Genomic DNA, 26,102 nt, shown 5'->3' with positions numbered 1-26,102 from the left:
CAGTGCAGAATCATTTTTTGTGTCTTTAAAATATGCTAGTCATTTTTCATCCATGGTGCTGTAAGCATTTGACTAACGGTTTGCTTAATATCATTGCTTTGGGCAATCAAAGAAATGACCGCAGCTCCAGCTGCTTTAGTTTTAGCAATTGCTTCTAAGTCGCTAGCAGTAATCCCACCAATAGCAACAATTGGCCGAGCAGTATTTTTAACCAGTTGGCTTAAGCCGGCAATACCAATTTCGGGGTCAGCATCACTTTTAGATTGGGTGGCATAAATTGGACCGCTGCCATAATAATCAATTCCGCTAATTTTATTGGCTTGTTCAACTTGCGTTAAATTCGAGCAGGAATAGCCGATAATCATTTGAGCGCCAACTTCTTTAATGACCTGTCTGATTTCTTCATCGCTTTGACCAACATGAACGCCTTCGGCATGAACTTGTTGTGCAAGCTGAACATCATCGTCAATGAAGAAGGGCACGTGATATGCATAACACAATTGGTGCAGCTTTTGCGCCATAGGGAGTCTTTCAGCTTCACTTAAAGTTGAATTAGGTCCCTTGTCCCGAAATTGAAAAGCAGTAATACCTGCAGCAAGTGCTTCTTCGACTATGCCCGGTAATGTTTTACCTTCTGGAACGTCTTGACTGCCACAAATAAAATAAGCATGTAAAAATTCAGTGTTAAAGTCTTTCATTATTTCTCCTAAATTACTGGGCCCAATGATTTAAGGGGCCGTGACCATGACCAACTTGAATGGTTTCTTTAATGGTTTTAGTAACGTACTTTTTAGCAATTTTAATTGCTGACGGTAAACTTTGACCTAAAGCCAGCTGAGCCGTAATTGCTGCAGCTAACGTGTCACCGGTGCCGTGGGTGCGCTCGGTATGTATTCTGGAACTGCTGACCCAAAGATCGGAACCATCAGCAAATAAAGCATAATCTTTTACTTCTGCGCTACTTGCATGACCGCCTTTAATTAGCACATTTTTAACTCCCATATCTTGTAATTTATGAGCTAATTCTGGATATTGGGCTTGATCTTGTACCTTGATGCCAGTTAAAGTCTCCGCTTCTGGCAAGTTGGGTGTTATAAGATCGGCTAAAGGCAGCAATTCGTTTTTAACGGTGGCGACAGCATCTTGACTTAATAATGGTGCCCCACCCTTAGCAACCATCACTGGATCTATGGTAACAGGGCCAAAGTCATACTTTTGCAAATTAAGTGCGACTTGGTGAACGTGAGCTGCATCACCTAACATTCCCGTTTTACAAGCACGGATGTGGAAATCTTCTGCCAGAGAGGCGAATTGGGCATCGACCATTTCTAAGGGCAGTAAAAAAGACTTTTGCACACCTAAAGTGTTTTGTGCTGTCACTGCTACTACTACAGCTGTACCAAATACTTTTTGCATTTGAAAAGTTTTTAAATCAGCCATGATTCCGGCACCTCCACCTGAATCTGTGCCGGCAATAGTTAAAACCTGGGGAAAAGAATTAATTTTTTCAGTCATCATAAAGTTCCTTAATCAAAATCAGCAATTTGTTTAATATCTGCGACTGTTATTTTGTACAAATAATCCATGAGGTACATACCAAAAGTACCTGGTCCAACACTGGGATGATCTTGGACAACCATTTGACCCGCACAACTGAAAACTAAAGCACCTATTTGAGCTGCTTCAAAAGGATCGTCAGCAACAGCTGTAAAAGCTGTGACAATACTGGTTAACATATCTCCTGAGCCGACATGAGTTTTAAAAAGGGGTGAGCCGTTATGGATATGGGCTATTCTTTTACCGTCGCTTATTGTGTCTATAGGCCCGCTCGCAATGACTGTGCAACGATATTTTTGAGCAGTTTTTGCAGTAATTTCATCAATATCACCAGAACCGGAGCCTGCATCAATCCCCTTTGAGCTCCAATCAAAGCCACCTAAGGCAGCTATCTCACCAATATTGCCCCGAATAATACTAGTATGAAAATCCCATAAAAGTTTATCTGTGATTTTATAACGGTACTCCACGGCGCCAACGGCAACGGGATCAAATACTATGGGTTTATTATATTGGCGCGCTAAATCTTCCACTTTTTTAATGTGGTTAATTTGCTGCTTGGTTAAGCAACCAATATTAACTGCCACGGCGGAAGCCATCCGCACAATTTCTTCAGCTTCAGCAACTTCATTGCTCATAATTGGCGAAGCACCAATAGCATTAACAGCATTGGCCACGTCTTGAACTGTTACAAAATTAGCAATGTTGAAAATAACCGGGTTTTCTGCTCGCAATTTGTCTAATAATTCTAACTGCATTTTATTACTCCTAATTTAATATCCTTAAAATTTTTGACTAATAAAAAAACTTTGGCATATGGAAATGCCAAAGCTAAAGCAGTTTTGACACGTTCCTACGCAAGTATTAACTTACAGGTTCAAAGGGTCTGAAAAATTTTCATCTCAGCCAAAAAGGCACCCCTCGTGTTATCGCTTACAATTATAGCGTATTTTATTGCTTATTACAACGTTAGGTTGATAAAGATACTATTTGTTTATGTCATAAGTACTAGAATTTTAGTTATTATTAAAAATGTGCTAAAAAGCAAAAAAAGGATAGTGATTATAGTTAATTTTGAATAAAGTGTAGTTAGTAATAATTAACAGTTATTTAATTTGGAGGAGAATAATCATGAATTTCACTGATCGACTGCACGAAACGGGGAAGGCATTGTGGCATAAAAGTATGGTGCATCCCTTTATAAAGGAGTTACAAAGTGGCGAACTCCCAATTGCCACTTTTAAATTTTATCTGTTGCAGGATCGCTATTATTTAAGAGAATTTAGCAAGTTGCATGAATTAATTGCGGCAAAAACGGATAATCAGGAAGTAAAGGAATTTTTACTGGCAGGGGCACAAGACTTAAAAGATGTCGAAATATCAGTGCGAGGCCATTTTTTTGAAGAATTAAACATAACTGCGTCTGAAATTGCTGAAACTCCGGTGGCGCCAACAGCTTATAACTACGTTAACCATATGCATATGACATTAAATCGATCTGGTGTTAAACCAGCGGTTGCAGCACTTTTACCATGTTACTGGCTCTATCAGGAAATTGGCCAAAAAATGGCAGAAAAGGGCTCACCGGTTTCTTATTATCAGGAATGGATTGATACTTATGATGGCGAATGGTATGGCGCCAACGTAGCCAAAATGCTGCATTTAACCAACTCTTTGGCTGAAAGTGCCACTAATGAAGAACTTGAGCAAATGCAAACTGCGTTTGTGCGCAGCAGCTATTATGAATTGCAGTTTTGGCAGATGGCTTATGAAAAGCAAGATTGGAAGTAACTTCTGTAAAAACCGCTTTTATTTTATTCTTACTTGTCTTTAGTCAATTTCATAATAAAATTTTGATATTGGACAATGTAATTATTGTTCAAAGTCCCAGGAAAGTGTGCAACTTGGAGAAAATAAGATATATTTATTTTATAATAATGTAGATTTACCTAGTACTGTTAATGGTGATTTAGGAATTTCTAAAATGTGGGTTACTAGTGGCAGCATATATTATGCACTAAAAGCAACTGATCTTAAACCTGTATTTCTAGTCTATAATTGGTCTGGAGAGCTAACAATGCACTACTATGCTAGTGGAAGCAAAAAAAAGCAAGAACCGTCAGTTATAGTGCTCGCGGTATAGGCCGATGCCAAACTTAGTCGCAATATTCTTATTCTTGCATTCGTAGATGACATGGCTATGCCACTTTAAGCGGTAAAATTGATTGCTTCATAGGAGATATAATGTTTCCGAGCACCGCCTTTTAAATGAGAATAATAAAAATGAATGATGAACAATTTTTTAAATTAAGAAAGATACTAGATTTTTTTAAAAAGCAAGCTCCGACAGCTATTATTGAAGAGAATGTAAATAGCGTTGAAAATTTTAAAACAGAATCTGCTGATGAGTATAATAGGGCAAAAAGTTATCTTGGCGAAAATAATAATTCGTTTAAATCTTTTCATGTAAGTGTGGATTCCGCAAAAGATTTCTTGTGTTTATTGAATTTGCTGGGTGCAATACATGCAAATTTTAATATACGTTCAAAGCCTTTTATAATAGAAGGAGAAGAAAACAGCAAGGCGCTAAAAAAGGAGAACGACTATTATAACAACTGGATGGAGTGTTTTTCAAACTATGAATTTATGATAGTTGATTTTGATGAAACTGCTTTAGACCAGGATCAATATTACGGTTAATTTCATTAATTCATCAAAAAGGCAGTAACTGATATGACCCCAAATTTGTCCTAAATTTTGGGGTCATATAGCTTAAGCTGCCTTTTTTAGTTCAGTTATTTCGCATTGTTGAAATCATTATATTAAAAGCTAGTATGCTATTATTCATCAATTTTTTTAATATAAATTAATTTTGCTTTTCTTAATATACCACGATCTTTAAATAGAAAGCCATAATATCTATTATTAATTTTTCCGACATAATAAAGCGTATCATAAGATCCTTGATTATCAGTAGTTATTTTAACAGAAGCAATTTTTTTATTATGTAAGCATTTATATGTGTCTAAGTTATATGAATATTTTCTTTCGCCAGCACTAAGATATACGGTTTTTTCTAAAGAATTAATTCTATAATAATGTATAAAGCCCATTCCAATGCCTAAAAAGAGAAATGTTAAAATAAATACAATTATAGTTTTTGTTATTTTTTCATTTTTGCTCATTTTTAATATGTTAGGAAGAGAGAAAAAATTATGAAAACAGAATTTAAAAAATATAAACAGTCTTCTTTATTAATAGTAGCCTTAATTATATCACTTTTGGGGTTTTAAGAATTAATACCGTTTTTGCATCAAATGATAATATGCCTGAGATGAATAATACATCTGCAGAGCCTTTTGAGCTTGTCGCAACATATAAAAAATATAGCAACAATTGACAACACAGTGGTTATTGAGGTCAAAGGTGACGATGTAACTCTCATTAAAATATATGGAAAATAAAGATATTCCTGAATTAGCCTACAACAAAAAAATCATTCCTTTTGTAAATAATCAAATTCGAAAATTGCAATTTTGACCACTACACCCCAATTCAGCAATTTACAGCCTGCCAAAACTATTGGTAAAGATTGGAACGATGTGTTAGTTAATAGTAAAAAACAAGAAAATTCTACTAAGCGGAGATACAATTAAATAAAGACAAAACAGATAGTGTTGTGATTTCCAATAAGCAGGTAATACAATCCACAAGTATAGAACTTGAATAGCACTACTTTAAAATCTAATATCGCTTTTTACCATATATCACTATAAAAGTGATTAAATATGGTATAATATGAGTAAAGATATTGGAGGCTTTAAAATGAGTGCAACAATCGTTAAACTACTCAAAAGCAAAAATATAAGCGTCGCTAAAGTCGCTGAGGCCAGCAACGTCCCACTTAGTACTTTAAGAAACTCAATTGTTAAACCAATTGAGACCTGGTCAATTAGGGTCCTTAATGCCTTTGCAATCGCACTTAAAGAGAAGCCAGGAGATTTACTCAATATGCTAGAAACACAACCATATATTTTAGATATAAACGATGAAACGCAGACTATCCAAGGCGTTTTCATTGCTAATAAAGAAATTTACCAACAAATTAGAACTGTCGTGGAAGTCAACCACCTGGAAGGGTGGAATCCTACAGAATCAGATATCCAGGAATTGCTTGATGAAGCTATCCAGCCTGATCCAGTAGTAGCTGAGCGCTTTGAAGAAATTTGGGGCAAGGATAATGAGTGATTGGATTAGTGAAACCTTGTATTCAAATGGCGTCCTAAAAAATAAGCTCCATATCCATGACCCAAAGGAGTTAGAGAAAAAGGAATATGAGCTATCCGCTCGGAATGCTTTGTTCTTGTTGCAAAAAAAGCCCCAAATAAACGATATCGAAGACCTTAAGAAGGTACACCAATTCTTATTTGGTGAACTATACGATTGGGCCGGTAAATATCGCCCCGGCAATTTCAATAAAAACGGGTATGAGTTTTTTGATCATACCAGATTCGATTTTGCCGAAAAAGATATTAATAACATGCTGCACAAGCACCCCGCGGGCAAGCCTTTGGCTAACAAAGACTATGCTGAGCTGCTAGACGCAATTAATTTCATGCACCCGTTTAGAGAGGGCAACGGCCGTAGTTGCAAAGTTTTTCTTTCTGCATACGCGGCTAATCATGGCCAAGTAATTGACTATCCGCGAAGAAACAAAGAGATGATTGAAGCGCAAAATGAAGCTAATGTTGACAAAATTGCTAAACTAATTAAAGTCGAAAACACACCCAGCCGCAATCGAGCGTTCCAAGTACTGCAAAGTGCTGGAAAGACACTTAGCCAAGCTGAACTTGCCCAAAAATACGCTGAACAACAGGAAAAAGAGCAGCAGGGGCTTGATCATGACGATAGCCTTGGATTAGATTAGAAAGCAGGATAAATCAATTGAAGTATGAAGACAAATTCAGACTAACGCCTGAAGAAAATAGACGCTTTGCCAAAACTAATTTAACCAAATTAGTCTTCACGAACTCACGCTTTGAAGGCCTGACTATCACTATGCCACAGACCCAGACAATCATTGATGGGTCTGGGTGTTGATGGCATTCCAATCGATGATATTAATATTATCGTTCAACTTAAGCGCGGTTGGCAGTTTGCCATCAACGAAAAAATGCCCCTAGACTTAAACTTCGAAAAGAAGCTTAATAAGATTGTTGCCCGCGATACGGCTGCCTTTCCAGGATATTTGCGTAATGGATCAGGCGGGGTGGAAACGTACCAAGGCGAGTTTGAACCGCCTATGATTGAAGAGGGTCAGGAACAGAAATATTTAAAGCAGCTGCTAGCCAGTGATAGTACTGTCACCGATAAGGCACTGACCCTGATGTATCACAATATGCGCCAGTAAATGTTCTACGATGGTAACAAGCGAACTGTTCCACCCTGATAGTTCTGCCAAAGATAATAGATTTCAATTTTATCTTGCTTAGACAATTTAGACATAAAAATATGACCTGCGAAATTGTCTTAATTCGGGGTCATATCATTTACTACGCCTAGTAGCATTTTTGTAATTAATTTGTTTTAGCTGCTATTCGCTCATCATGCCATTCAAGAATCATCTTTACTATGGCGTTAGCGACATTCAAGTTTTTTAACAATGGTCCGTGAGAATAGGTACCAATGAAATTGCGATAACGCAGGCCTTCAACGTGGTCTTGCGGGTTGTTGCCGTAGCCCTCAATCATTTCTCCTAATGGATGCAACTTATCCTGATCATCAAAATAAGTTTGCCCGGAATGATTTTCAAAGGCCTTGACTTCGCCCCATTCACTCATGTAGCGGGTGTCGCCAATCATCCGCTTATCTGCCTTAAAAACGGTATGGAAAGGCAGGATATCTAGCCCCTTGATAGTCACACCGGCATTAGTTTTGTAATAAGTGCCAACGAGTTGGTAGCCGCCACAAACGCCTACCATAGGTTTACCTGCGTTAATGTACTTGGTTAAAGTTTCCTTATGACGCGGTAAATCTTTGGCAATAACAGTTTGCTCGAAGTCCTGTCCACCGCCAAAAAAGATGAAATCATAGTCAAAAGCGTTAAATTGATCACCAAGAGAAATATTATCAACTTGTGTATCATAGCCCTGATTTTTTAGCAAAAACCTGATAATTTTAACGTCGCCAGAATCACCGTAAGTATTCATCAGGTCTTCGTATAAATATGCAATCTTAATTGTTTTGTTTGCCATTGTTTACCAACCCCTATTATCTTGTTTAAAGTATATCTTAATAGTTAGAAGCGGGCAAAGAATAGTTATTTAAGATTTTGCTGCGCTGCAAAATGATTAATTGGGCCATATTTGGAGCCAACTGCAATGGGGTGAGCAATAGCTTCATAAGTAAAATCTTTAGCAGTTTGTACACTGGCAATAATTGATTGTCCTTTTGCTAATTCAGCAGCAATTACTGCTGATAGTGTGTCACCTGTACCATTAATTCTATCTGTATTAATAAACGGCTTGGTAAATTCGTGAAATTTTCCGTCTGCAGTGAGTAAAATATCTGTTACTTGCGACTGCGCAGAATCATCATGACGGCCTTTCATTAAAACATTTTTGGCTCCCATATCCTGCAATTTTTTGGCTCCCTGATGAATTTCATCTTTGGTTTCTAAACTTAAGCCTGTTAACTTTTTCTGCTCGTAAAAGTTAGGTGTAATAATGTCAGCCAGTGGCATTAACTGCTCAAGAAAAGCCTGGTAGGCATCGTCATCAAGCAAGGTATCACCGTGTTTGGTCATAATAACCGGATCGAGTACGATCTTACCCATATCATATTTGTGCAAATTAGCAGCAACACAGGCAATTACGTCCTTGTTAGCCAGCATACCGGTTTTAAGTGCGTCAATTTTAAAATCATCGTTTAGTACGTCAAATTGTTCCTGAATAAAAGAAATAGGCATAACTTCTTGTGCATATATACCAGTTGTATTACCAGCAACGGCAGCTGTCAAAAGCCCCATACCGTACACTTGACGGGCATAAAATGAATGTAAATCGGCAGTCATCCCCGCACTGCCATCACTGTCATTTCCCGCGATTGTTAAAGCAATAATTTCTTTTTTCATTTTCATGTATCCTCTTTTTAACGTAAGCTCTATGTAACCAGTATAACTTAAAATAGGGATAATGTTATAATAATTTCTTGTAAAAGCAAGTCCGGGTAGTAAAATTAGTATAAACCGCTTTCTGTCGGAGAGGATACAAGAGACAACATGCTAAAACAATATATTATGGCGATCGATGAGGGAACTACTTCAACTAGGGCGATGATAATTGATCATCAGGGCAGAAAAATAGCTTCTTCACAAAAAGAATTTACCCAATATTTTCCTCAACCTGGTTGGGTAGAACATAAACCTGAAGAGATTTGGCATGCAGTCCAAACAACAATTGCCAATGCGATTATTAATTCTGGCGTGCGCCCTGGGCAGATAGCAGCAATTGGTATTACTAACCAGCGTGAAACAACGGTAATTTGGGATAAAAAGACCGGCAAACCTATTTATAATGCAATTGTTTGGCAATCGCGGCAGACAACCGACTTAGCTGAAAAGCTAAAAAAAGATGGCTATAGTGAATTGATCCATAAAAAGACGGGACTAATAATTGACCCGTACTTTAGTGCTACTAAAATTCGCTGGATTTTAGACCATGTTGCTGGTGCACAAGAAAAAGCCGCAAATGGTGACTTGCTTTTTGGTACAATTGACAGCTGGCTTTTGTGGAACTTAACTGATGGTGAAGTCCATGTGACTGACTACACTAATGCTTCGAGAACGATGCTGTTTAATATTCACGACTTAAAATGGGACGACGACATTTTGAAACTGCTCAATATTCCCAAAGTAATGTTGCCAGAAGTTAAGTCCAATTCTGAAATCTATGGTTATACCAAATCTTATACTTTTTTTGGTGGCAAAGTACCAATTGCCGGTATTGCAGGAGATCAGCAGGCAGCCTTGTTTGGTCAGTTAGCCTTGAAGAAGGGCATGGTTAAAAATACTTATGGCACCGGCTCCTTTATCGTGATGAATACCGGTGAGCAGCCGACAGAGTCGGACAATAATTTGTTGACGACTATTGCTTATGGCTTAAATGGTAAAATTTCCTACGCTTTAGAGGGTTCTATTTTTGTTTCGGGCAGTGCTATTCAGTGGCTGCGTGACTCGTTAAAAATGATTAAGACGGCTGCAGATTCAGAACAGGCGGCCAGGCAGTCGAAGTCTGAAAATGAGGTTTACGTTGTTCCGGCTTTCACAGGTTTAGGTGCACCGTACTGGGATTCAGAAGCACGTGGATCCGTTTTTGGAATTACACGTGGAACAAATGATAAGGATTTTATCAAGGCGACGTTGCAATCGCTGGCTTATCAAACACGGGATGTAGTGGATACGATGCAGGTTGATTCCGGCATTAAAATTCCAACCTTGCGCGTTGATGGCGGAGCGTCCAATAATGATTATTTGCTCCAATTCCAGTCAGATATCCTGGGCATTAAAATCGAACGTGCTAAAGTATTGGAAACAACTTCAATGGGCGCAGCCTTCTTGGCTGGCCTCGCAGTCGGCTATTGGCAAAATGTGGCTGAATTAAAAGATATTTTTGTTGTAGGCAAGACCTTTGAACCTCAAATGCCTGAAAGTGAAAAAGAACATTTATATCAAGGCTGGAAGAAGGCCGTAAAAGCTACTCAGGTTTTTGCACATGGTGAATAAGTTATTTAAAAAAGGGGGACAAGAAATTGGCACATGATCGAATAGTTGCACTAGATAGTCCGATGAACTTTCGTGATGTTGGCGGTTATCAAAGTGTGACTGGTAAAACAGTTAAATGGAATAAAATTTATCGTTCAGATTCACTTAGTTCTTTAACGGCCAGGGATCAAGTTAAATTAGCTAAAATGCGTGTCACTGTTGATTGCGATTTACGCTCTGAATACGAGAAGTCCTCTTCACCGGATATTTCTTGGCCCGATGTGGAATATGTGGACTTGCCGGTATATTCTGATAACGTCAATGATGCCCAAAACAATCGTTCAATCTACCGTTTTTTGCACCATATTCCTGATATGCACAATAATTTTATTGGTCGCATTTACCAGCAAACTCTGCTTAGTTCGCACAGTCAGGAAATGTTTGCCCGTGTTTTTGCGGAGTTGCTGGAATTGCCCGAAGATGAAGCACTGGTCTATCACTGCAGTGCTGGTAAGGACAGAACAGGAATGGTTTCGGCTTTAATATTAATGGCACTTGGCGTAGATGATGATACCATCGCCCGCGATTATTTATTAACTAACGAGTTATATGATTTTGCTGTTTCTCGCCAATTGCCAAGTAATGATGAAATTACGCAAATGGTTTCAAAAATGAATGTAACTAAAGGTGAAGGTATAGCTATTCGCGGCATTACAGAAACAGTCCGTGGCGGCTGGGGCGATTTTCCCACCTTTTTCAAAAAAGTATTGGGCTTTAATGATGATGACTTGGCTCAACTAAAACGAATGTACTTAGATTAGGGGCGAATCGTGATGGTAACCTTGCTTGATGTTGCTAAAAAAGCTAATGTTTCAAAGATGACGGTTTCGCGGGTAATTAATCATCCTGAACAAGTAACCGATGAATTGCGCGAATTAGTTGAACAGGCGATGGATGAACTTGATTATCACCCTAATTATGTTGCTCAGGCTTTGGTAAATAAGCGTACAAATGTGATTAAATTTGTCACGCTGGAAGATGTGGATACGACAGAGCCCTATTATATGAACCTGTTATTTGGTATTGCTCGCGGGTTATCTAAAAAGCAATATGCCATCCAGCTGGTTACAGACAGAAATCAAATAGAAGATGGCAACTTTGACGGTTATCTCATTACCGGCGCCCGTTCTAGCGATTATGCTTTATTTGACAGTCTTAAAAAACCCTTTATTTTATTTGGTGAAAATCACCATGGCTATGATTATGTGGACAATAATAACCAGTATGGTGGAGAACTGGCGACAAAATATGCACTTTCGCGGTTATACCAAAATATTATTTTCATTGGCATTGATGTCAGAGAGCCATTTGAGTATTCACGTGAAACGGGCTACGTCAATACTTTACAGAAGAATAAAAAGGTGCCTCAAATCTATCGCATTGCTAATCATAGTCATGCAGCGCAAGAAGTAATCAAAAATAATTTCCACAAGTTTCCTAAAGATACCTGTTTTATCTGTGCCAGCGATCGTATTGCTACAGGAGTGGTTAGGCAATTGCAGGATGAAAAGGCTAAAGTTCCGGCTGACTTTGGTGTGATTGGCTACGATGGCGTTTTCCTGGATCAGGTTTCCAACTTGAAGTTAACTACCGTTAAACAGCCAATTTTTAAAATGGGAGAATTGCTAGCCAACATGCTCTTACGCAAAATTAATCAAAAGGGATCTCCTCAAGGAGAGGCATTAATTAAGCCTTCCCTAGTTAAGAGAGAATCAACCAGGTAAAATATTTAAGTACAAATAGAAATACACATAATAATCAGATATCGGACTGATTATTATGTGCTTTTTTAATGGTTAAAAAGGCTAGTCTGTGAGAATTGAAATGATATAATTGAACTCACAAAAAATACAATAGTTTTTTAGGAAAAAACATACCTGAATATACCGAACTACGCTAATTTAATTGAACTAGCGGCGATTTTTTCTGATAGCGGTAACATCATTAATATAGTTGCCTTGTATGAGATTTCTCCGCTAAACTACAGGTGGAGGTATAGATTTATGACGCATTGGTATGAGCATGCAATAATTTACCAAATTTATCCCAAGTCTTTTCAAGACAGTAATGATGATGGTATTGGTGATTTAAATGGAATCAGGCAGAGATTACCTTATTTACAACAGCTGGGTATTAATACTATTTGGCTAAATCCTATCTTTGTTTCACCGCAGGTTGATAACGGCTATGATGTGGCAGATTATTTTAAAATCGATCCCCGAATGGGAACAATGAAAGACATGAAAGCTCTAATTGCTGCTTGTCATCAAGTAGGGATTCATGTGCTTTTAGATTTTGTTTTAAACCATACTTCTGATCAAAATGAATGGTTTCAAAAGGCCAAAAGTGATCCGCATAGTCAATACCGCGACTACTATATTTTTGCAGGTGCAAATAATCAGCGTCCCAATAACTGGGGCAGCTTTTTTGGCGGCAGCGTTTGGGAGCCGGATCCGGCAGGTACGGGCCAATTTTATTTCCATTTGTTTGACAAGCACATGCCCGATTTAAACTGGCGTAATCCTAAAGTAAGACAAGAAATGCTCAAAATTGCGGAATTTTGGCTGGCTCAAGGAATAGATGGCTTGCGCCTTGACGCTTTTATTCATATTGCCAAGGCAGATTTACGGCAAAGTTTTCCGGTAAAGGAAATAGCAAACGAAAACGACCAAACGATAGTTGCCGAACCCTTTTTTGCTAATTTGCCCCAAGTTCAGAAATGGCTGCGACCATTTTGTGAGCAAATAAAAAAGGATTATCCTGAAGCTTTCCTTTTGGGGGAAGCTGCCAGCGCTAATGTTAACTTGGCAGCGGACTATACGGCAAAAGATCATCATCTTTTAGATAGTGTTGTTACTTTTCGCTATTTTAAGGATGATCAGAGTCATATTGATCTTAACTTGCCAGCAGATTTTCAGCCTAAAGGGCTTGACTGGGATGCTTTTAAAAAGACGCAGGTTATTTGGCAGCAAACTCTGATGCAGGTTTCTCAGCCTACATTATATTGGAGTAATCACGACATGCCGCGACTGGCTAGCAGAATAGCAAAAACTGAAACACAGGCACGCAGCTTGGCAATGCTGATGTATTTGCAACGGGGAATCCCAATTATCTATTATGGCGAAGAATTGGGCTTAAAAAATCTGCTTTTTACTGCTAAAGAAGAATTTAATGATCAAGAAGCGGAACGTTTTATCACGAAAGCTGCAGATTGGGATCTAACAAAAGCAGCAGCACTAAAAATGGTCAGTCAAACGCATAAAATGCCGGCACGAGGGCCGATGCCGTGGACAGCTAAAAAGCCAAATTATGGTTTTTCAAAAGTGAGTCCGTGGCTTGAAGGGCAAAGCCAAAATAACGCTAATGCTCAGGCTGAACTGGATGACCCTGACAGTATGTTTAACTTCTATAGACAACTGATTAGTTTGAAAAAAACGGCTTTGTTTCAATCAGGTAGTTTTTACTTGCTAGCAACCGCTAATGACAGCTACGTTTACCAGCGGGATTTAGCAAATGATAGTGCAATTGTGGCAGTTTCACTAAGCAGTCAAAAATTAAGAATTAAACTACCTAGTGAATATAGGAAAGTCATGTTAACTGCCGGACAGCATTATTTGAATAAGGATGAATTAATTTTGATGCCATACTCTGGTGTGGTTTTAAGTAAATAATGGAGGAAAAAATGCAATTAGCAGCCCTAAAACATAGAACAGAAAGCGAAGACTGTTTTGTCATTAGTCAGCATCACGTGCGGATCCGGTTCCACAGTGCCAAAAATGATGTTAAAAAAGTAATAGTTCACTATACTGATAATTATCTTGATACCAAGACTGATAAAACCGTGGCCATGACTAAAGCAGGACAAGGTCAGGCAACTGATTATTGGGTAGCAACTTTGAATGCTCCTTATCGCCGCCTTAAATATACTTTCGAAGTCATTGGCCAGGATGACAGCCATAAAATTGTTGGGGACCGCGGGATTAAAGATTTTACTGCAGCAAATTTAGCAGCTGACAGCAGCTACTTCAAATTGCCTTACTTGCATGGAATTGATCAAACCAAAACCCCTGACTGGGTTAAAAATACTGTTTGGTATCAGATCTTCCCAGAGCGTTTCGCAAACGGTGATAAAAATAATGATCCTCAAGGCACAAAACCCTGGAATCCGCATGATCATCCCGGACGAGAAGATTTTTACGGGGGCGATTTACAAGGCATTATTGACCATCTGGACTACTTAAAGGAACTGGGAGTTAGTGGGTTATACCTGTGCCCAGTCTTTAAGGCCAGCTCCAATCATAAGTATGATACGATTGACTATCTGCAGATTGACCCTGATTTTGGTGACAAGGATTTGTTTGCCAATTTTGTGAGTGAAGCTCATAAAAGGGGAATGAAAGTAATGCTGGACGCTGTCTTTAATCATTTAGGCGGCCAGTCAATGCAGTGGCAGGATGTAATCAAAAATGGCACTAAATCGCGGTTTGCATCCTGGTTTCATATTAATCATTTTCCAGTTAAACCATATCAAGGACCTGAGGCAGGCGGTCCAAATTATGATACCTTTGCTTTTGAAGGACAGATGCCCAAATTAAATACTGCCAATCCTGCAGTCCAAGATTTTCTGCTGGAAATCGCAACTTACTGGGTAAAATATTTTGATATTGATGCCTGGCGGTTGGATGTGGCTAACGAAGTAGACCATCATTTTTGGCGAAAATTTCATGATGCACTTACTGCAATTAAGCCCGACTTCTATATTGTAGGTGAAATTTGGCATAGTGCACGGCCCTGGCTCAACGGTGACGAGTTTTCTGCAGTGATGAATTATCCGTATACTTTACAGATTGAGGAACATTTTCTGCACAAAACAAAAACAGCCCAGGAACTAGTTGCGGCTCTTACTGATCAACTAATGATGTACCGCGACTGCACGAATCAGGCAATGATGAATATGCTTGATTCTCATGATACCGCCCGTTTACTGACGCTTGCAGGTGAAAATAAGGCGCTGGCTTTGCAAACCCTGACTTTCATGTTCGTGCAGACTGGCAGCCCGTGCATTTATTACGGTACTGAAATGGGAATGACGGGAGGAGAAGATCCCGATTGCCGCAAGCCAATGGACTGGCAAAAAGAAGGCACGCATTTTTGGCATGAAGTGCAAAAGTTGATTGCTTTTAGAAATAACCATGCTGCTACTTTAGGTAACGGCACAATCAGTCTAAGCGTTACGTCTACCGGCTTAATCAAAGTTAAGCGAATTGGTACAGAAAAGATCACTGCTCTTTTTAATACAACTCCTGATAAGATTGCCGTTTCCACAAACGGTCAGGTAGTACTGAGTCAGAATTTTGCAGATGGACAACTTGCTGAGCACGGATTTATCATTGAACTTGCAAATTAATTTTAAAGAGTCTGGGAGAAACTATTTCTTCCCAGACTTTTTTAAAACATGATTCTGATACCGTTAACAGCGATTTTGCTATTGCCAAATATCCCGTTTTTGCGAATAATGAAAGCGTAAACAAAAACCTCACAAAGAGGGAGCGAAAGTAAATGAAACGAATTTTTGAGGTTGACCCATGGAAAGTTGCCACGCACAAGTTTTCCCCGGTGGATAAAAGGCTGCAGGAAAGCATTACTGCGATTGGTAATGACTACATGGGGATGCGCGGTAATTTTGAAGAAGGCTATTCTGGCGATCAACTGCAGGGTACATACATAGCAGGTGTCTGGTTTCCAGATAAAACGCGAGTAGGCTGGTGGAAAAACGGCTATCCGAAATATTTTGGCAAAAGCATTAATGCCCCCAGCTTTATTGGAATTGGCATCACAGTTAATAATGAAAAAATTGACTTAGCCAAGATTAAATTTACAGATTTTTATTTTGAATTAGATATGCATCAAGGCTTGCTTACCCGCAGTTTTATTTATGAGGGTGTGGATACTAAAGTTAAGTTTGAATTTCAGCGTTTTTTACATATCAGGTTAAAAGAAGCGGCTTTAATCACTGTTAAAGCTACTGTACTTGCAGGTCAGGCAGAAATTGAGTTTAATTCAACGCTTGACGGCACAGTTACTAATGAAGACAGTAACTATAATGAACATTTTTGGCTTAGCTGCAATGAGAATGCTGCAAAGCGTTCTATTCAAGTTATAACCAAGCCCAATCCTTACGATGTGCCCCAGTTTACGGTTTTATTAAAAGCAGGCCTGAGAAATAATAATCATGTTGTTAAGGGTACTGTTAAAACTGAAACAGCAAAGTTAAGCGAGAAACTAGCAGTTACTCTAAATGCTGGAGAAAGTTACACTCTAGAAAAAGATGTAATCGTAATTACCAGTCGTGATGTAGCACCCGAAAAGCAAAGTGATCGTGCGGATAAGTTGATGCAACAATTGCAATCAAAAAGCTTTGCAGAAAATTTGGCTGATCATACTGCGGTTTGGCAGGATCGCTGGACTAAAAGTGATGTAGTTATTACTGGTAATGATGAAGCGCAACAGGGTATTCGTTTTAACATTTTACAGTTATTCATGACGTATTACGGTGAAGACAAAAGGCTTAATATCGGTCCTAAAGGTTTTACTGGTGAAAAATATGGTGGAGCCACATATTGGGACACAGAGGCTTTTATCTTTCCGATGTACCTTTGTATTACTAAGCCAAATGTCACGCGGGCATTATTACAATACAGGCATGATCAACTTGACGGTGCCTATTATAACGCCCAGCAGCAGGGCTTAGCCGGAGCGCTTTTCCCGATGGTAACCTTTAACGGGATTGAATGTCATAACGAGTGGGAAATTACTTTTGAAGAAATACACCGTAATGAAGATATTCCCTTTGCAATCAAACAGTATACTAGTTATACGGGAGACGAATCCTACGTTAAGGACGAAGGCATGGATGTCCTGGTAGGCACTGCCAGATTTTGGGCTGATCGAGTCCATTATTCCAAATGGCGGCATAAATATGTTATCCACGGAGTAACAGGACCTGATGAATACGACAATAATGTTAATAATAATTGGTTTACCAATATTATGGCGCAATGGGTACTGCAATATACTTTAGAGCGACTGCCACTTGCGGATAAGGCTGCCCAGGAGCGTTTAAACGTAACTAAAGAAGAACAGGCAAAATGGCAGGACATTATTGAAAATATTTATTTGCCTGAAGATAAAGAACGCGGCATTTTCTTGCAGCAAGATGATTTTTTGGATAAAGATATTAGACCGGCTACAGAAATTCCGCTTGACCAAAGACCAATAAATCAGCATTGGTCTTGGGATAAAATCTTACGGTCACCTTTCATCAAGCAGGCCGATGTATTGCAGGGTATTTATTACTTGGATGACAGGTTTACCAAGGAGCAAAAAGAGCGTAACTTTGCATTTTATGAGCCGTTGACGGTACATGAAAGTTCACTTTCCGCCTGTATCCATTCAATTTTGGCAGCAGAATTAGGGCGTAAAAAGCAGTCAGTAGAATTTTATGAACGCACGGCCCGCCTAGATCTCGATAACTACAATAATGATACAGATGACGGCCTGCACATTACTTCAATGAGCGGTTCTTGGCTGGCAATAGTCCAGGGATTTGCCGGCATGCGTTATGGTCACAATCAATTGAGATTTAATCCTTTTGTGCCAGATAATTGGGTCGGGTATAGTTTTAAAATTAATTACCGCGGTCGCTTAATTCAGGTGGAAGTAACGCAGCAGGAGACACGCATTACGTTAATTAGCGGAAAGGAACTAACGATTTTAGTTAAAGAGCAAAAGGTTACTTTAAAAGAGGGTGAACAAAATTGCTTAAAGGCCTGATTTTTGATTTAGATGGTGTGCTGACAGATTCAGCCAAATTTCACCTGGCAGCGTGGAATAATTTAGCTCAAGAACTGGGTATTAAATTAACCAGCGCGCAGTTAGATTCTCTGCGGGGAATATCACGGATGGACTCTCTTAATTTAATTCTGAAGTATGGCAAGCAGGAAAATAAGTACACTGAGACCCAAAAAGAAGAATTTGCGGCAGAAAAAAATGAAAAGTTTTTAGAGCAGGTCGAAACCATGACGCCAGCTGATATTTTGCCCGGAATCACAGAATTACTGGCAGATGCCAAAAAGGCAGGTCTGAAAATGTGTATTGCTTCTGCTTCTAAAAATGCCCCCAAAATCTTGAGTAAGCTGGGTATTGCCAGTCAATTTGATCAAATTGTTAATCCTGCTTTACTGAAACGCGGCAAGCCGGATCCGGAAATTTATCAAAAAGCACAGCAATTATTGCAGTTGCATAATGATGAAGTAATTAGCTTTGAAGATGCAGCTGCCGGTGTTGCAGCAATTAAGGCTGCGTACCAGTTTGCAGTGGGAATTGGAGATAAACAAATACTTAAAGGAGCTGATTATATCGTTAAATCTACAAAAGAATTAAAGCTGGATCAAATTGTGGCTGTATTTAAGAAAAATAATAAGAAGGTAGGTTAAAGATATGGTTGAAGTTGACTTAAACCATATGTGTAAAAAGTATGAAGGCAATGATCACTATTCAGTGAAAGACTTTGATTTACACATTAAAGATAAAGAATTCATTGTTTTTGTCGGTCCCTCAGGTTGTGGTAAATCAACTACTTTAAGAATGATTGCGGGATTAGAGGATATTAGCAAAGGTACTCTTGAAATTGATCACAAGGTAATGAATGATGTAGCACCAAAAGACCGTCACATTGCCATGGTTTTCCAGAACTACGCGCTTTATCCGCACATGTCAATTTACGATAATATGGCATTCGGCTTGAAACTACGCCATTATCATAAAGATGAGATTGATAAAAGGGTACAAAATGCTGCTAAGATTCTTAATTTGCGTGAATATTTGGATAAAAAGCCCGCAGAACTTTCTGGTGGTCAAAGGCAAAGAGTTGCACTAGGACGGGCAATTGTGCGGGATGCTCCCATCTTCTTGATGGATGAACCGCTGTCAAACTTGGATGCGAAACTGCGTGTTTCCATGCGGGCAGAGATTGCCAAGCTGCACCAGAACTTAGGTACAACTACAATTTACGTTACTCATGATCAGACTGAAGCTATGACCTTGGCTGACCGAGTAGTCGTAATGTCAGTCGGTAAAATTGAACAAATTGGGACACCGCAGGAAGTATATAACCATCCAGTTAATCAATTTGTCGCCGGCTTTATCGGTTCACCGCAAATGAATTTCTTTAATGTCCACTATCATGATGGTCAAGTCTCTGATGGCAAGGGCCTTAATCTGGGAATACCTGAAGGCAAGTCAAAACTGCTTAATGAGCAGGGCTATAATGACCGCGACTTGATACTGGGTATTCGGCCAGAAGATATCCACGCAGAAGAGGCCTTTTTAGAAACTTGGCCTGACGCGGTGGTCGAATCTGAAGTCGTTGTTTCTGAACTCTTGGGCGCTACTATTCAGCTTTACCAAAGAGTGGATGAAACAGAGTTTGTAGCTAACATCAATGCCCGGGATATTTATCAACCAGGGCAAAAGGTCAAGATGGGCTTTGATTTAAACAAAGCACACTTTTTCGACAAGGATACAACCTTGGCGGTAGTTAATTAGGGAATAAAATCAGTGACTTTAGTTGTCATTGATATAAAAACATGTTGTTTTATATTAGGAGGTAAATAACATGAATATTTGGAAGAAAGTAGCTTTAGGAAGTACAGCAGTTTTAGCTGCAATGTCACTTGCAGCATGTTCTAATGGTAAATCAGATTCCTCATCAAGCAGTAGCAGTAATCAAAATACCAAGCTGACTTTATGGGTTGATACTAACCAAGTATCGTATTATAAGAAAATTGCCAGTGATTTTACTAAATCACATAAGAATATTTCAGTGCGTGTTACGCAAAATCCAACCGGGTCAGCTAATGCTAAAACTGATGTGGGCAAGGACCCTTCAAAAGCAGCCGATGTTTTTGAAGCACCAAATGATCAATTAGGTCAACTGGCAGATTCTGGTTATATTAACCCGCTGTCACCAAAAGATAGTAATAACATTAAATCTAATTACATTGACGTTGCAGCTAAAGGTGTAACTTGGAAGGGCAAGATCTATGCTTATCCATATGCACAACAGGCACAAACAATTTATTACAACAAGTCTAAATTGTCAGCAAGCGATGTAAAAGACTGGAAGACTTTAACTTCAAAGGGAGTTGTGGCAACAGACTTTACTAACGCTTATGTTATGTGGCCGGTATTCTTCTCTGCTGGTACAAAGCTTTATGGTGACAGTGGTGAAGATTTGAAGGGCTCAACCTTTAACTCCGCTAAAGGTGTTAACGCATTGAAGTGGTTTGCAGAGCAAAAGAATAATAAGGGCGTAATGCAGACCTCTAATGCTTTGAACCAATTAAAGAAGGGCAACGCTCAAGCCATCTTGGATGGTCCTTGGAACGCAGCTAACATTAAGAAGATTTTAGGTAAAAACTTTGCTGTTGCTAAGTACCCAATGATTAATGTTGGTGGCAAGAACGTGCAAATGCAGGCCTTTTTGGGAATCGAAGGGTTCGCTGTTAATGCTCATACTAAGAATCCTAAGGCTGCATCACAATTAGCAGCATTTATCACAGATAAAAAGTCACAATTAATTGCTCACAAAGAAGCTGGTCAAATCCCAGTTCTTAAAGAGGCAGTTAATGACTCAGCAATTAAGAATGATCCAGTTGCTGATGCGGTAATTGAAATGTCTAAACCTGGCAACTCAGTCTTGATGCCGAAATTACCACAAATGTCTGTCTTCTGGAACGATGTTCCTCCTCTAATCAATGGTGCATATGATGGTAAAGTTAAACCTGATCAATATAAAGCACAACTTGATAAATTAGCTAAGCACTCATCAAAGAAATAGTTAATTAAAATACTTAAAGGTTGGACAAGTAGTGCCCAACCTTTTTGTTCAAGAAGAGGAAGAATTATGTTTAGAAAGAAAAAACATGCGGCACCTGAGGCAACCTTTAAGGAAGTATGGTCTAAAGGCAATATTGCTACCAAATTGTCATTCTTTTTCATGGGTTCCAATGCTCTGGCAAATAATCAGTGGGTAAAAGGCATAGCATTATTGCTGGCAGAAGTAGCCTTTATTGTTTGGTTTGTTTTTAGTGGCATATCCGCAATTAGTATGTTGTCAAATTTGGGATCAATTAAAAATAAAAAGGTTGTTTATGATAGCGCCCAAGGCGTTTATATTACCAAGCAACCTTCAAATTCAGTTTTGATTCTTTTGTTTGGCTTACTGGCAATAATTGTATGCATTGCAATGGTCTACTTATACATTGTCAACCTGCGCTCTACCAGAAAAAATTATGTACTCGAGCGGGATGGCAAACACATTTTAACCAATAAAGAAGAACTGGCAAACTTGTTTGATTCTCGTTTGCATGATACTCTGATGACTTTTCCAATTATTGGTATTCTCTGCTTCACCATTTTGCCAACAATCTTTATGATTTCAATGGCGTTTACCAACTATAATCGGCAACACCCAATTGCCTTTTCTTGGACAGGGTTTCAAGCTTTTGGCAATGTCCTTAGTGGCGATCTTTCAGGCACTTTCTTCCCGGTTTTGGGCTGGACACTCGTCTGGGCAGTAGCTGCTACGGCAACAACATTCTTTTTTGGAGTTTTGCTTGCCTTGTTGATTGAATCTAAAGGAATAAAACATAAAGGCTTCTGGCGGACAATCTTTGTGATTGTCTGGGCTGTACCTCAGTTTGTTTCTTTGTTAATGATGGCTCAGTTCTTAGATTATCAAGGCGCACTCAACAATATCTTAATGAATATCGGCTGGATTTCTCACCCGTTACATTTTATTGACAGTCAGGCATCACCTTTGGTGGCACGAATAACGGTTATTATTGTTAATATGTGGATCGGTATCCCGGTTTCAATGCTAGTTTCAACTGCGATTATTCAAAACTTGCCAACTGATCAAATTGAAGCTGCTAAAATCGATGGTGCTAATGCGTTACAAGTATTCAAATCAATTACTTTTCCACAAATATTATTTGTAATGGCACCTTCTCTTATTCAACAGTTTATTGGTAATATTAATAACTTTAACGTGATCTTCCTGTTAACTGGAGGAGCACCAATGAATAATAAGTATAATGGTGCGGGTTCTACCGACTTATTGGTAACGTGGCTGTACAACTTAACCTTTGGTCAGGAGCAGCGCTACAATGCGTCAGCAGTCTTAGGCATCCTTATCTTTATTATTAGTGCGGTATTTTCATTAATTGCATACCGCCATACCAATGCTTTTAAGGAGGGCTAAAAATGAAATCATATCAAAATCAAAAACGCCTTTCACTCATTTTTCGTTATCTATTATTGATTATCCTGGCTGTGGTTTGGATTTTACCAATTATCTGGATAATATTAGCCAGTTTTTCCTATAATGATACGGGATTTGTTTCAACTTTTTGGCCTGACAAATTTACTTTTGACAACTACATTGGTATTTTTACCAATTCACAGTACCCACTGGTCAGCTGGATTATTAACACATTGATTGTTTCTATACTATCAATGATCATTTCTACTTTTTTAACGATTTCAGTTGCTTATGTGTTGTCACGGTTACGCTTTTCGTTTAGAAAGCCGTTCATGCAGATTGCACTGGTCTTGGGCATGTTTCCTGGATTTATGTCAATGATTGCTCTTTATTACATTTTAAAGGGCTTAAACATGTTAAACCTGGGCGGCCTGCTACTGGTATATGTCGGTGGTGCTGGACTGGGATTCTACGTTGCCAAAGGCTTCTTTGACACGGTACCATTTTCAATTGATGAAGCAGCTGAAATTGATGGGGCCACTAAATGGCAAATCTTCATGCACGTTGATTTGCCATTAGCTAAGCCTATGATAGTTTACACTGCGTTAACAGCCTTTATTGGTCCGTGGACAGACTTTATTTTCTCGGGAATTATTTTATCAACGTCTGGCAATCCTAAAACATACACAATTGCATATGGACTTTATAACATGGTGCACAATACTAAAGGCAATGCTACCGCATATTTTGCAGAGTTTGTTGCTGGTTGTGTGATTATCGCTATTCCAATTACGATCTTATTCGTCTTCATGCAGAAGTTTTACGTCAATGGTATTACAGCTGGCGCAGAAAAGGGATAGGACTTAGTAAGAAAAATGCGGCTCTTAAGAGTCGCATTTTTTGTTATTCCAAATTTTTATATAAAAACAGAACAAAAAAAGGCTTGATTCTAACCTGTTGCATCAGAATCAAACCTTGTATGTTATATATAAACTAGTTTATATTGTCTTGTCATAAATGCTTAAAGCTTTTTGCTTTTGTTCATCTGACATTGGAGAAGATGGTGTTAAAGCCACAACGTTATTCGGGATTTCTCTTTGATCGAGGATATATTTGAATAAAGTCATAAATGGGTTAACTATATTTAATAATTCAGAAGCCTCGGCAATTGTCTTTTGCTCTTTTGCCACTTGCTCATCATTACCTGCCTCATAGTTTCTTAACAAGTCAACACAAACATGACTGTAAAGATTAGATAATCCGCCAACTACGCCTTGACCACCAGCTTTAACTACATCAATTACATTACCGTCATAACCAGTGTAAACTCTAAATTCAGGGAATTGTGCATTTACAACTTTAATAGTGTTGAGAGTGTGGTTAACGTCTCCAACAGTATCTTTAATTCCGACAATATTGGAGTTGTCTTTTAATAAAGTTAAGAGAATGTCGGCGTTAACATCATAACCAGTTCTGTCAGGATAATTATAGATTATAATATCGCCTTTAATAGCTTTAGCCATCTTATTATAGAAGGTAATAATACCAGCTCTATCACAAGACATGTAATATGGTCCTACTAGCAAAATGCCATCTGCACCAAGTTCCAATGCCTTGTTTGCAAATTTAATAGTTAATTGATCATCCATACGGTTGGCACCGACTAAAACTTTAGTCCGGTGGTCAATATACTTAATTGCATCTTCTACTAAAGATTGGCAAACTTCAAAGGTTTGAGCATAGAATTCTCCACAACTGCCTAAAAGAGCAATTTCTGAAATTCCATCTTTAATTAAGCGGTCATACAGCTTATGCATAGCATCAAAATCTACAGTATTTTCATCTTTTAATATTGTCAAAATAGGGCAAATATATTCTTTCTTCATCTTTATGTTCTCCATTTCTATATAATAATTTTAATTTCCAAATTTAACTAATATTTAGCCGAAAAACATGAAGGCCACAACTTCATTAATAATAGACACAATCCACATTGTTGGCACCCCATATTTTAGGAAACTCTTGGTATCAACCTTCATATAATCAAGTCCCCAAATGTTCCAAGACTGTGTAACGTCAGTGGACACTGCTAGTAAGCTTGGAATCAGTAATAGTGGAAGTAAGAAATAGTCACTAAACAAGTGGGTACCTGAAAGAACTGCGGCTGTTGCTGCACCAGCTCCCCAAACGTGTAGAGGGCCTCTAAATAGTGCTAACGGAGCTAATATTCCAAATATAATTGCTAATATTAAATGACCATGAGGTAAAATTGCACTGAACAGGGGCTTAAAATGAACTGCGTCAATTTTGGCGGCTCCTGTAAACATTGTCAGTGCCATTAAGAACATGATTAAACCAGCAATATCGGATATAGCTTTTTTAACAGTATCATTAATGAAATCCACTAATTTCTTATAGTTGTTCATTTTTTTAGTTAAAAGCATGGCTAGCAGTGCAGCTAAAGTGAGTGACGGGACAGCGTCCCACTTAAAAAGCATATTCATTGCTACAGGGATAATTGGTACTATGTAGGCAATCTTTGAAATTTGGGGTTTCTGATCACTGTTATCAATTTGGGCACCGATAACTGCAAGATTTTCCTGTGCTTTTGCAGGGTCTATCTTTTTACGATTTAGGACTAGCAGAAGTATTACGAACGCCAGTTGGATAATCGCTGCTATCCAAGCAAATTTCAGATACTTGTCATCATAGGTAACGGATGGAAAGAAAGGCTTTATTTGATTAAATAAAACCACATTAATGTACATTGGCGCACCGATAGCTAAACAAAAAGTCGTTAAAGCTAGGTCACGTGGAATGCCTACTGATAGCATAATCGGTAATAAAATTACCCCAATAGCTATAACTGAGCCAACGCCGTATGCACTGATAAAAATAAACGAAGTAACCAATAAAACTAAAATTGCCGATAATAAAGGCTTCTTTTTACCAATCCTATTTGTCTCTTCAGAAATAGAAGAAGCTATTCCACTTTCAACTAGCACTCGGCCAAACCATGAACCAAATATGATATAAATAATTGTTGGTCCATAACCAAGGACTGGTTCAGTGAATATTTTCTTGATAGCTGTGTTAAAGGGAACAATTCCAATGATAGCCCACAAAATAGCCATCACAAATAAACCAATTGTTAAATTGCCGCCCTTTAGTATGAAATAAATAAAAAGGAAAAAGCTGATTAATAGTAAAATTGGAATTATATATGAAACCATAATTTTTCTTCCTTAATTAGCTTAAAAACAAATCTAAATTTGATAGTAGAAAACTATAAATTAACTGAATAAGTAATTTGGATAAGAATTTTGAAATTTCATCTATCTTTTTTTATTTGCAACAAATATATTCATTTTTAGGTAAGCGTTTACCTATATCTAATTC

Annotated in this window: 25 protein-coding genes and 1 riboswitch; of the genes, 17 read left to right on the top strand and 8 right to left on the bottom strand. The window is 38.4% G+C overall.

Features of this window, described 5'->3' with window-relative positions; translation table 11 throughout:
• Positions 1 to 35 precede the first annotated feature (35 nt).
• The 3 genes from thiE to thiM are packed head-to-tail and all read right to left on the bottom strand — an operon-like array spanning position 36 to position 2,315.
• Entirely contained in the window at positions 36 to 701 is a 666-nt protein-coding gene (gene thiE / locus JF76_RS09200) for a thiamine phosphate synthase (protein WP_379854798.1), read from the bottom strand.
• A gap of 10 nt (positions 702 to 711) precedes the next feature.
• The gene (gene thiD, locus JF76_RS09195; RefSeq protein WP_045928762.1) at positions 712 to 1,515 is read right to left on the bottom strand and encodes a bifunctional hydroxymethylpyrimidine kinase/phosphomethylpyrimidine kinase; all 804 of its coding nucleotides are present in this window, start codon (positions 1,513 to 1,515) and stop codon (positions 712 to 714) included.
• Between the two features lie 11 nt (positions 1,516 to 1,526).
• Positions 1,527 to 2,315, bottom strand: coding sequence for a hydroxyethylthiazole kinase (gene thiM, locus JF76_RS09190; RefSeq protein WP_045928761.1), 789 nt, complete (start codon positions 2,313 to 2,315; stop codon positions 1,527 to 1,529).
• 75 nt (positions 2,316 to 2,390) lie between these two features.
• Positions 2,391 to 2,489: riboswitch (TPP riboswitch) on the bottom strand.
• Positions 2,490 to 2,688: 199 nt separating this feature from the next.
• Here thiM and tenA point away from each other — a divergent pair.
• Both tenA and JF76_RS09175 read left to right on the top strand, forming a co-directional pair.
• Positions 2,689 to 3,348 carry a thiaminase II gene (gene tenA / locus JF76_RS09185; RefSeq protein WP_045928760.1) on the top strand — a complete coding sequence of 220 codons (660 nt, stop codon included), beginning with the start codon at positions 2,689 to 2,691 and terminating at the stop codon, positions 3,346 to 3,348.
• A gap of 492 nt (positions 3,349 to 3,840) precedes the next feature.
• Positions 3,841 to 4,257 carry a hypothetical protein gene (locus JF76_RS09175; protein ID WP_156962782.1) on the top strand — a complete coding sequence of 139 codons (417 nt, stop codon included), beginning with the start codon at positions 3,841 to 3,843 and terminating at the stop codon, positions 4,255 to 4,257.
• A 140-nt stretch (positions 4,258 to 4,397) separates the two neighbouring features.
• On the opposite strand, the gene JF76_RS09170 is transcribed toward JF76_RS09175, so the two are convergent.
• Complete coding sequence (locus tag JF76_RS09170) at positions 4,398 to 4,742, bottom strand: hypothetical protein (RefSeq protein WP_045928757.1); 345 nt, start codon at positions 4,740 to 4,742, stop codon at positions 4,398 to 4,400.
• 640 nt (positions 4,743 to 5,382) lie between these two features.
• Here JF76_RS09170 and JF76_RS10160 point away from each other — a divergent pair.
• Genes JF76_RS10160 through JF76_RS09155 form a run of 4 tightly spaced genes read left to right on the top strand, consistent with a single transcriptional unit; the run spans position 5,383 to position 6,967 of the window.
• Positions 5,383 to 5,805: a helix-turn-helix domain-containing protein gene (locus JF76_RS10160; RefSeq protein ID WP_084600369.1), complete on the top strand. Its 423-nt coding sequence runs from the start codon at positions 5,383 to 5,385 to the stop codon at positions 5,803 to 5,805.
• Positions 5,798 to 6,484, top strand: a complete 687-nt coding sequence (locus JF76_RS09160) for a Fic/DOC family protein (protein ID WP_084600368.1) — start codon at positions 5,798 to 5,800, stop codon at positions 6,482 to 6,484. The genes JF76_RS10160 and JF76_RS09160 overlap by 8 nt, the downstream gene beginning before the upstream one ends.
• A 17-nt stretch (positions 6,485 to 6,501) precedes the next feature.
• Positions 6,502 to 6,657 carry a hypothetical protein gene (locus JF76_RS10275; RefSeq protein WP_156962780.1) on the top strand — a complete coding sequence of 52 codons (156 nt, stop codon included), beginning with the start codon at positions 6,502 to 6,504 and terminating at the stop codon, positions 6,655 to 6,657.
• Entirely contained in the window at positions 6,641 to 6,967 is a 327-nt protein-coding gene (locus JF76_RS09155; RefSeq protein WP_052697119.1) for a hypothetical protein, read from the top strand. Before JF76_RS10275 ends, JF76_RS09155 begins: the two co-directional genes overlap by 17 nt.
• A gap of 166 nt (positions 6,968 to 7,133) precedes the next feature.
• Here JF76_RS09155 and JF76_RS09150 read toward each other — a convergent pair whose 3' ends face one another.
• Together JF76_RS09150 and thiD (JF76_RS09145) are read right to left on the bottom strand one after the other, a co-directional pair.
• Positions 7,134 to 7,811 carry a type 1 glutamine amidotransferase gene (locus JF76_RS09150; RefSeq protein WP_045928756.1) on the bottom strand — a complete coding sequence of 226 codons (678 nt, stop codon included), beginning with the start codon at positions 7,809 to 7,811 and terminating at the stop codon, positions 7,134 to 7,136.
• A 65-nt stretch (positions 7,812 to 7,876) separates the two neighbouring features.
• The gene (thiD, locus tag JF76_RS09145) at positions 7,877 to 8,689 is read right to left on the bottom strand and encodes a bifunctional hydroxymethylpyrimidine kinase/phosphomethylpyrimidine kinase (protein ID WP_156962779.1); all 813 of its coding nucleotides are present in this window, start codon (positions 8,687 to 8,689) and stop codon (positions 7,877 to 7,879) included.
• Between the two features lie 147 nt (positions 8,690 to 8,836).
• Here thiD (JF76_RS09145) and glpK point away from each other — a divergent pair, with 147 nt between their 5' ends.
• From glpK to JF76_RS09090, 11 genes are all read left to right on the top strand, one after another.
• Complete coding sequence (gene glpK / locus JF76_RS09140; RefSeq protein ID WP_045928754.1) at positions 8,837 to 10,339, top strand: glycerol kinase GlpK; 1,503 nt, start codon at positions 8,837 to 8,839, stop codon at positions 10,337 to 10,339.
• 26 nt (positions 10,340 to 10,365) lie between these two features.
• Positions 10,366 to 11,139, top strand: a complete 774-nt coding sequence (locus JF76_RS09135; protein ID WP_045928753.1) for a tyrosine-protein phosphatase — start codon at positions 10,366 to 10,368, stop codon at positions 11,137 to 11,139.
• Between the two features lie 12 nt (positions 11,140 to 11,151).
• Entirely contained in the window at positions 11,152 to 12,102 is a 951-nt protein-coding gene (locus tag JF76_RS09130; protein ID WP_045928752.1) for a LacI family DNA-binding transcriptional regulator, read from the top strand.
• A 279-nt stretch (positions 12,103 to 12,381) separates the two neighbouring features.
• The gene (locus JF76_RS09125; RefSeq protein ID WP_045928751.1) at positions 12,382 to 14,049 is read left to right on the top strand and encodes an alpha-glucosidase; all 1,668 of its coding nucleotides are present in this window, start codon (positions 12,382 to 12,384) and stop codon (positions 14,047 to 14,049) included.
• Positions 14,050 to 14,060: 11 nt separating this feature from the next.
• Complete coding sequence (locus JF76_RS09120) at positions 14,061 to 15,785, top strand: glycoside hydrolase family 13 protein (RefSeq protein ID WP_045928750.1); 1,725 nt, start codon at positions 14,061 to 14,063, stop codon at positions 15,783 to 15,785.
• Between the two features lie 152 nt (positions 15,786 to 15,937).
• Positions 15,938 to 18,211: a glycoside hydrolase family 65 protein gene (locus tag JF76_RS09115; protein ID WP_045928749.1), complete on the top strand. Its 2,274-nt coding sequence runs from the start codon at positions 15,938 to 15,940 to the stop codon at positions 18,209 to 18,211.
• The gene (pgmB, locus tag JF76_RS09110) at positions 18,196 to 18,873 is read left to right on the top strand and encodes a beta-phosphoglucomutase (protein ID WP_045928748.1); all 678 of its coding nucleotides are present in this window, start codon (positions 18,196 to 18,198) and stop codon (positions 18,871 to 18,873) included. The genes JF76_RS09115 and pgmB overlap by 16 nt, the downstream gene beginning before the upstream one ends.
• 4 nt (positions 18,874 to 18,877) lie before the next feature.
• A complete protein-coding gene (locus JF76_RS09105; RefSeq protein ID WP_045928747.1) occupies positions 18,878 to 19,984 on the top strand; it encodes an ABC transporter ATP-binding protein in 1,107 nt (368 codons plus the stop codon).
• A 70-nt stretch (positions 19,985 to 20,054) separates the two neighbouring features.
• Positions 20,055 to 21,278 (top strand): extracellular solute-binding protein, encoded by a 1,224-nt coding sequence (locus JF76_RS09100; protein WP_045928746.1) that lies wholly within the window; start codon positions 20,055 to 20,057, stop codon positions 21,276 to 21,278.
• 66 nt (positions 21,279 to 21,344) lie between these two features.
• Positions 21,345 to 22,703 (top strand): carbohydrate ABC transporter permease, encoded by a 1,359-nt coding sequence (locus tag JF76_RS09095; RefSeq protein ID WP_045928745.1) that lies wholly within the window; start codon positions 21,345 to 21,347, stop codon positions 22,701 to 22,703.
• 2 nt (positions 22,704 to 22,705) lie between these two features.
• The gene (locus JF76_RS09090; protein WP_045928744.1) at positions 22,706 to 23,563 is read left to right on the top strand and encodes a sugar ABC transporter permease; all 858 of its coding nucleotides are present in this window, start codon (positions 22,706 to 22,708) and stop codon (positions 23,561 to 23,563) included.
• 138 nt (positions 23,564 to 23,701) lie between these two features.
• Here the strand turns inward: JF76_RS09090 and JF76_RS09085 are convergent, their stop codons facing one another.
• Positions 23,702 to 24,589 (bottom strand): dihydrodipicolinate synthase family protein, encoded by an 888-nt coding sequence (locus tag JF76_RS09085; RefSeq protein WP_052697118.1) that lies wholly within the window; start codon positions 24,587 to 24,589, stop codon positions 23,702 to 23,704.
• A 54-nt stretch (positions 24,590 to 24,643) separates the two neighbouring features.
• Complete coding sequence (locus tag JF76_RS09080) at positions 24,644 to 25,936, bottom strand: transporter permease (protein ID WP_045928743.1); 1,293 nt, start codon at positions 25,934 to 25,936, stop codon at positions 24,644 to 24,646.
• Positions 25,937 to 26,102 lie beyond the last annotated feature (166 nt).

The sequence above is a fragment of the Lactobacillus kullabergensis genome (assembly GCF_000967195.1).
Lineage (GTDB): Bacteria > Bacillota > Bacilli > Lactobacillales > Lactobacillaceae > Lactobacillus > Lactobacillus kullabergensis.
This window is presented reverse-complemented; position numbering and strand designations above follow the sequence as displayed.

Bases quoted from the DNA above. Each gene is read 5' to 3' on its own strand.
- thiD (WP_045928762.1), bottom strand. From the start codon at position 1,515: ATGACTGAAAAAATTAATTCTTTTCCCCAGGTTTTAACTATTGCCGGC.
- thiM (WP_045928761.1), bottom strand. From the start codon at position 2,315: ATGCAGTTAGAATTATTAGACAAATTGCGAGCAGAAAACCCGGTTATT.
- tenA (WP_045928760.1), top strand. From the start codon at position 2,689: ATGAATTTCACTGATCGACTGCACGAAACGGGGAAGGCATTGTGGCAT.
- JF76_RS09175 (WP_156962782.1), top strand. From the start codon at position 3,841: ATGAATGATGAACAATTTTTTAAATTAAGAAAGATACTAGATTTTTTT.
- JF76_RS09170 (WP_045928757.1), bottom strand. From the start codon at position 4,742: ATGAGCAAAAATGAAAAAATAACAAAAACTATAATTGTATTTATTTTA.
- JF76_RS10160 (WP_084600369.1), top strand. From the start codon at position 5,383: ATGAGTGCAACAATCGTTAAACTACTCAAAAGCAAAAATATAAGCGTC.
- JF76_RS09160 (WP_084600368.1), top strand. From the start codon at position 5,798: ATGAGTGATTGGATTAGTGAAACCTTGTATTCAAATGGCGTCCTAAAA.
- JF76_RS09155 (WP_052697119.1), top strand. From the start codon at position 6,641: ATGGGTCTGGGTGTTGATGGCATTCCAATCGATGATATTAATATTATC.
- JF76_RS09150 (WP_045928756.1), bottom strand. From the start codon at position 7,811: ATGGCAAACAAAACAATTAAGATTGCATATTTATACGAAGACCTGATG.
- thiD (WP_156962779.1), bottom strand. From the start codon at position 8,689: ATGAAAAAAGAAATTATTGCTTTAACAATCGCGGGAAATGACAGTGAT.
- glpK (WP_045928754.1), top strand. From the start codon at position 8,837: ATGCTAAAACAATATATTATGGCGATCGATGAGGGAACTACTTCAACT.
- JF76_RS09130 (WP_045928752.1), top strand. From the start codon at position 11,152: ATGGTAACCTTGCTTGATGTTGCTAAAAAAGCTAATGTTTCAAAGATG.
- JF76_RS09125 (WP_045928751.1), top strand. From the start codon at position 12,382: ATGACGCATTGGTATGAGCATGCAATAATTTACCAAATTTATCCCAAG.
- JF76_RS09120 (WP_045928750.1), top strand. From the start codon at position 14,061: ATGCAATTAGCAGCCCTAAAACATAGAACAGAAAGCGAAGACTGTTTT.
- JF76_RS09115 (WP_045928749.1), top strand. From the start codon at position 15,938: ATGAAACGAATTTTTGAGGTTGACCCATGGAAAGTTGCCACGCACAAG.
- JF76_RS09105 (WP_045928747.1), top strand. From the start codon at position 18,878: ATGGTTGAAGTTGACTTAAACCATATGTGTAAAAAGTATGAAGGCAAT.
- JF76_RS09100 (WP_045928746.1), top strand. From the start codon at position 20,055: ATGAATATTTGGAAGAAAGTAGCTTTAGGAAGTACAGCAGTTTTAGCT.
- JF76_RS09095 (WP_045928745.1), top strand. From the start codon at position 21,345: ATGTTTAGAAAGAAAAAACATGCGGCACCTGAGGCAACCTTTAAGGAA.
- JF76_RS09090 (WP_045928744.1), top strand. From the start codon at position 22,706: ATGAAATCATATCAAAATCAAAAACGCCTTTCACTCATTTTTCGTTAT.
- JF76_RS09085 (WP_052697118.1), bottom strand. From the start codon at position 24,589: ATGAAGAAAGAATATATTTGCCCTATTTTGACAATATTAAAAGATGAA.
- JF76_RS09080 (WP_045928743.1), bottom strand. From the start codon at position 25,936: ATGGTTTCATATATAATTCCAATTTTACTATTAATCAGCTTTTTCCTT.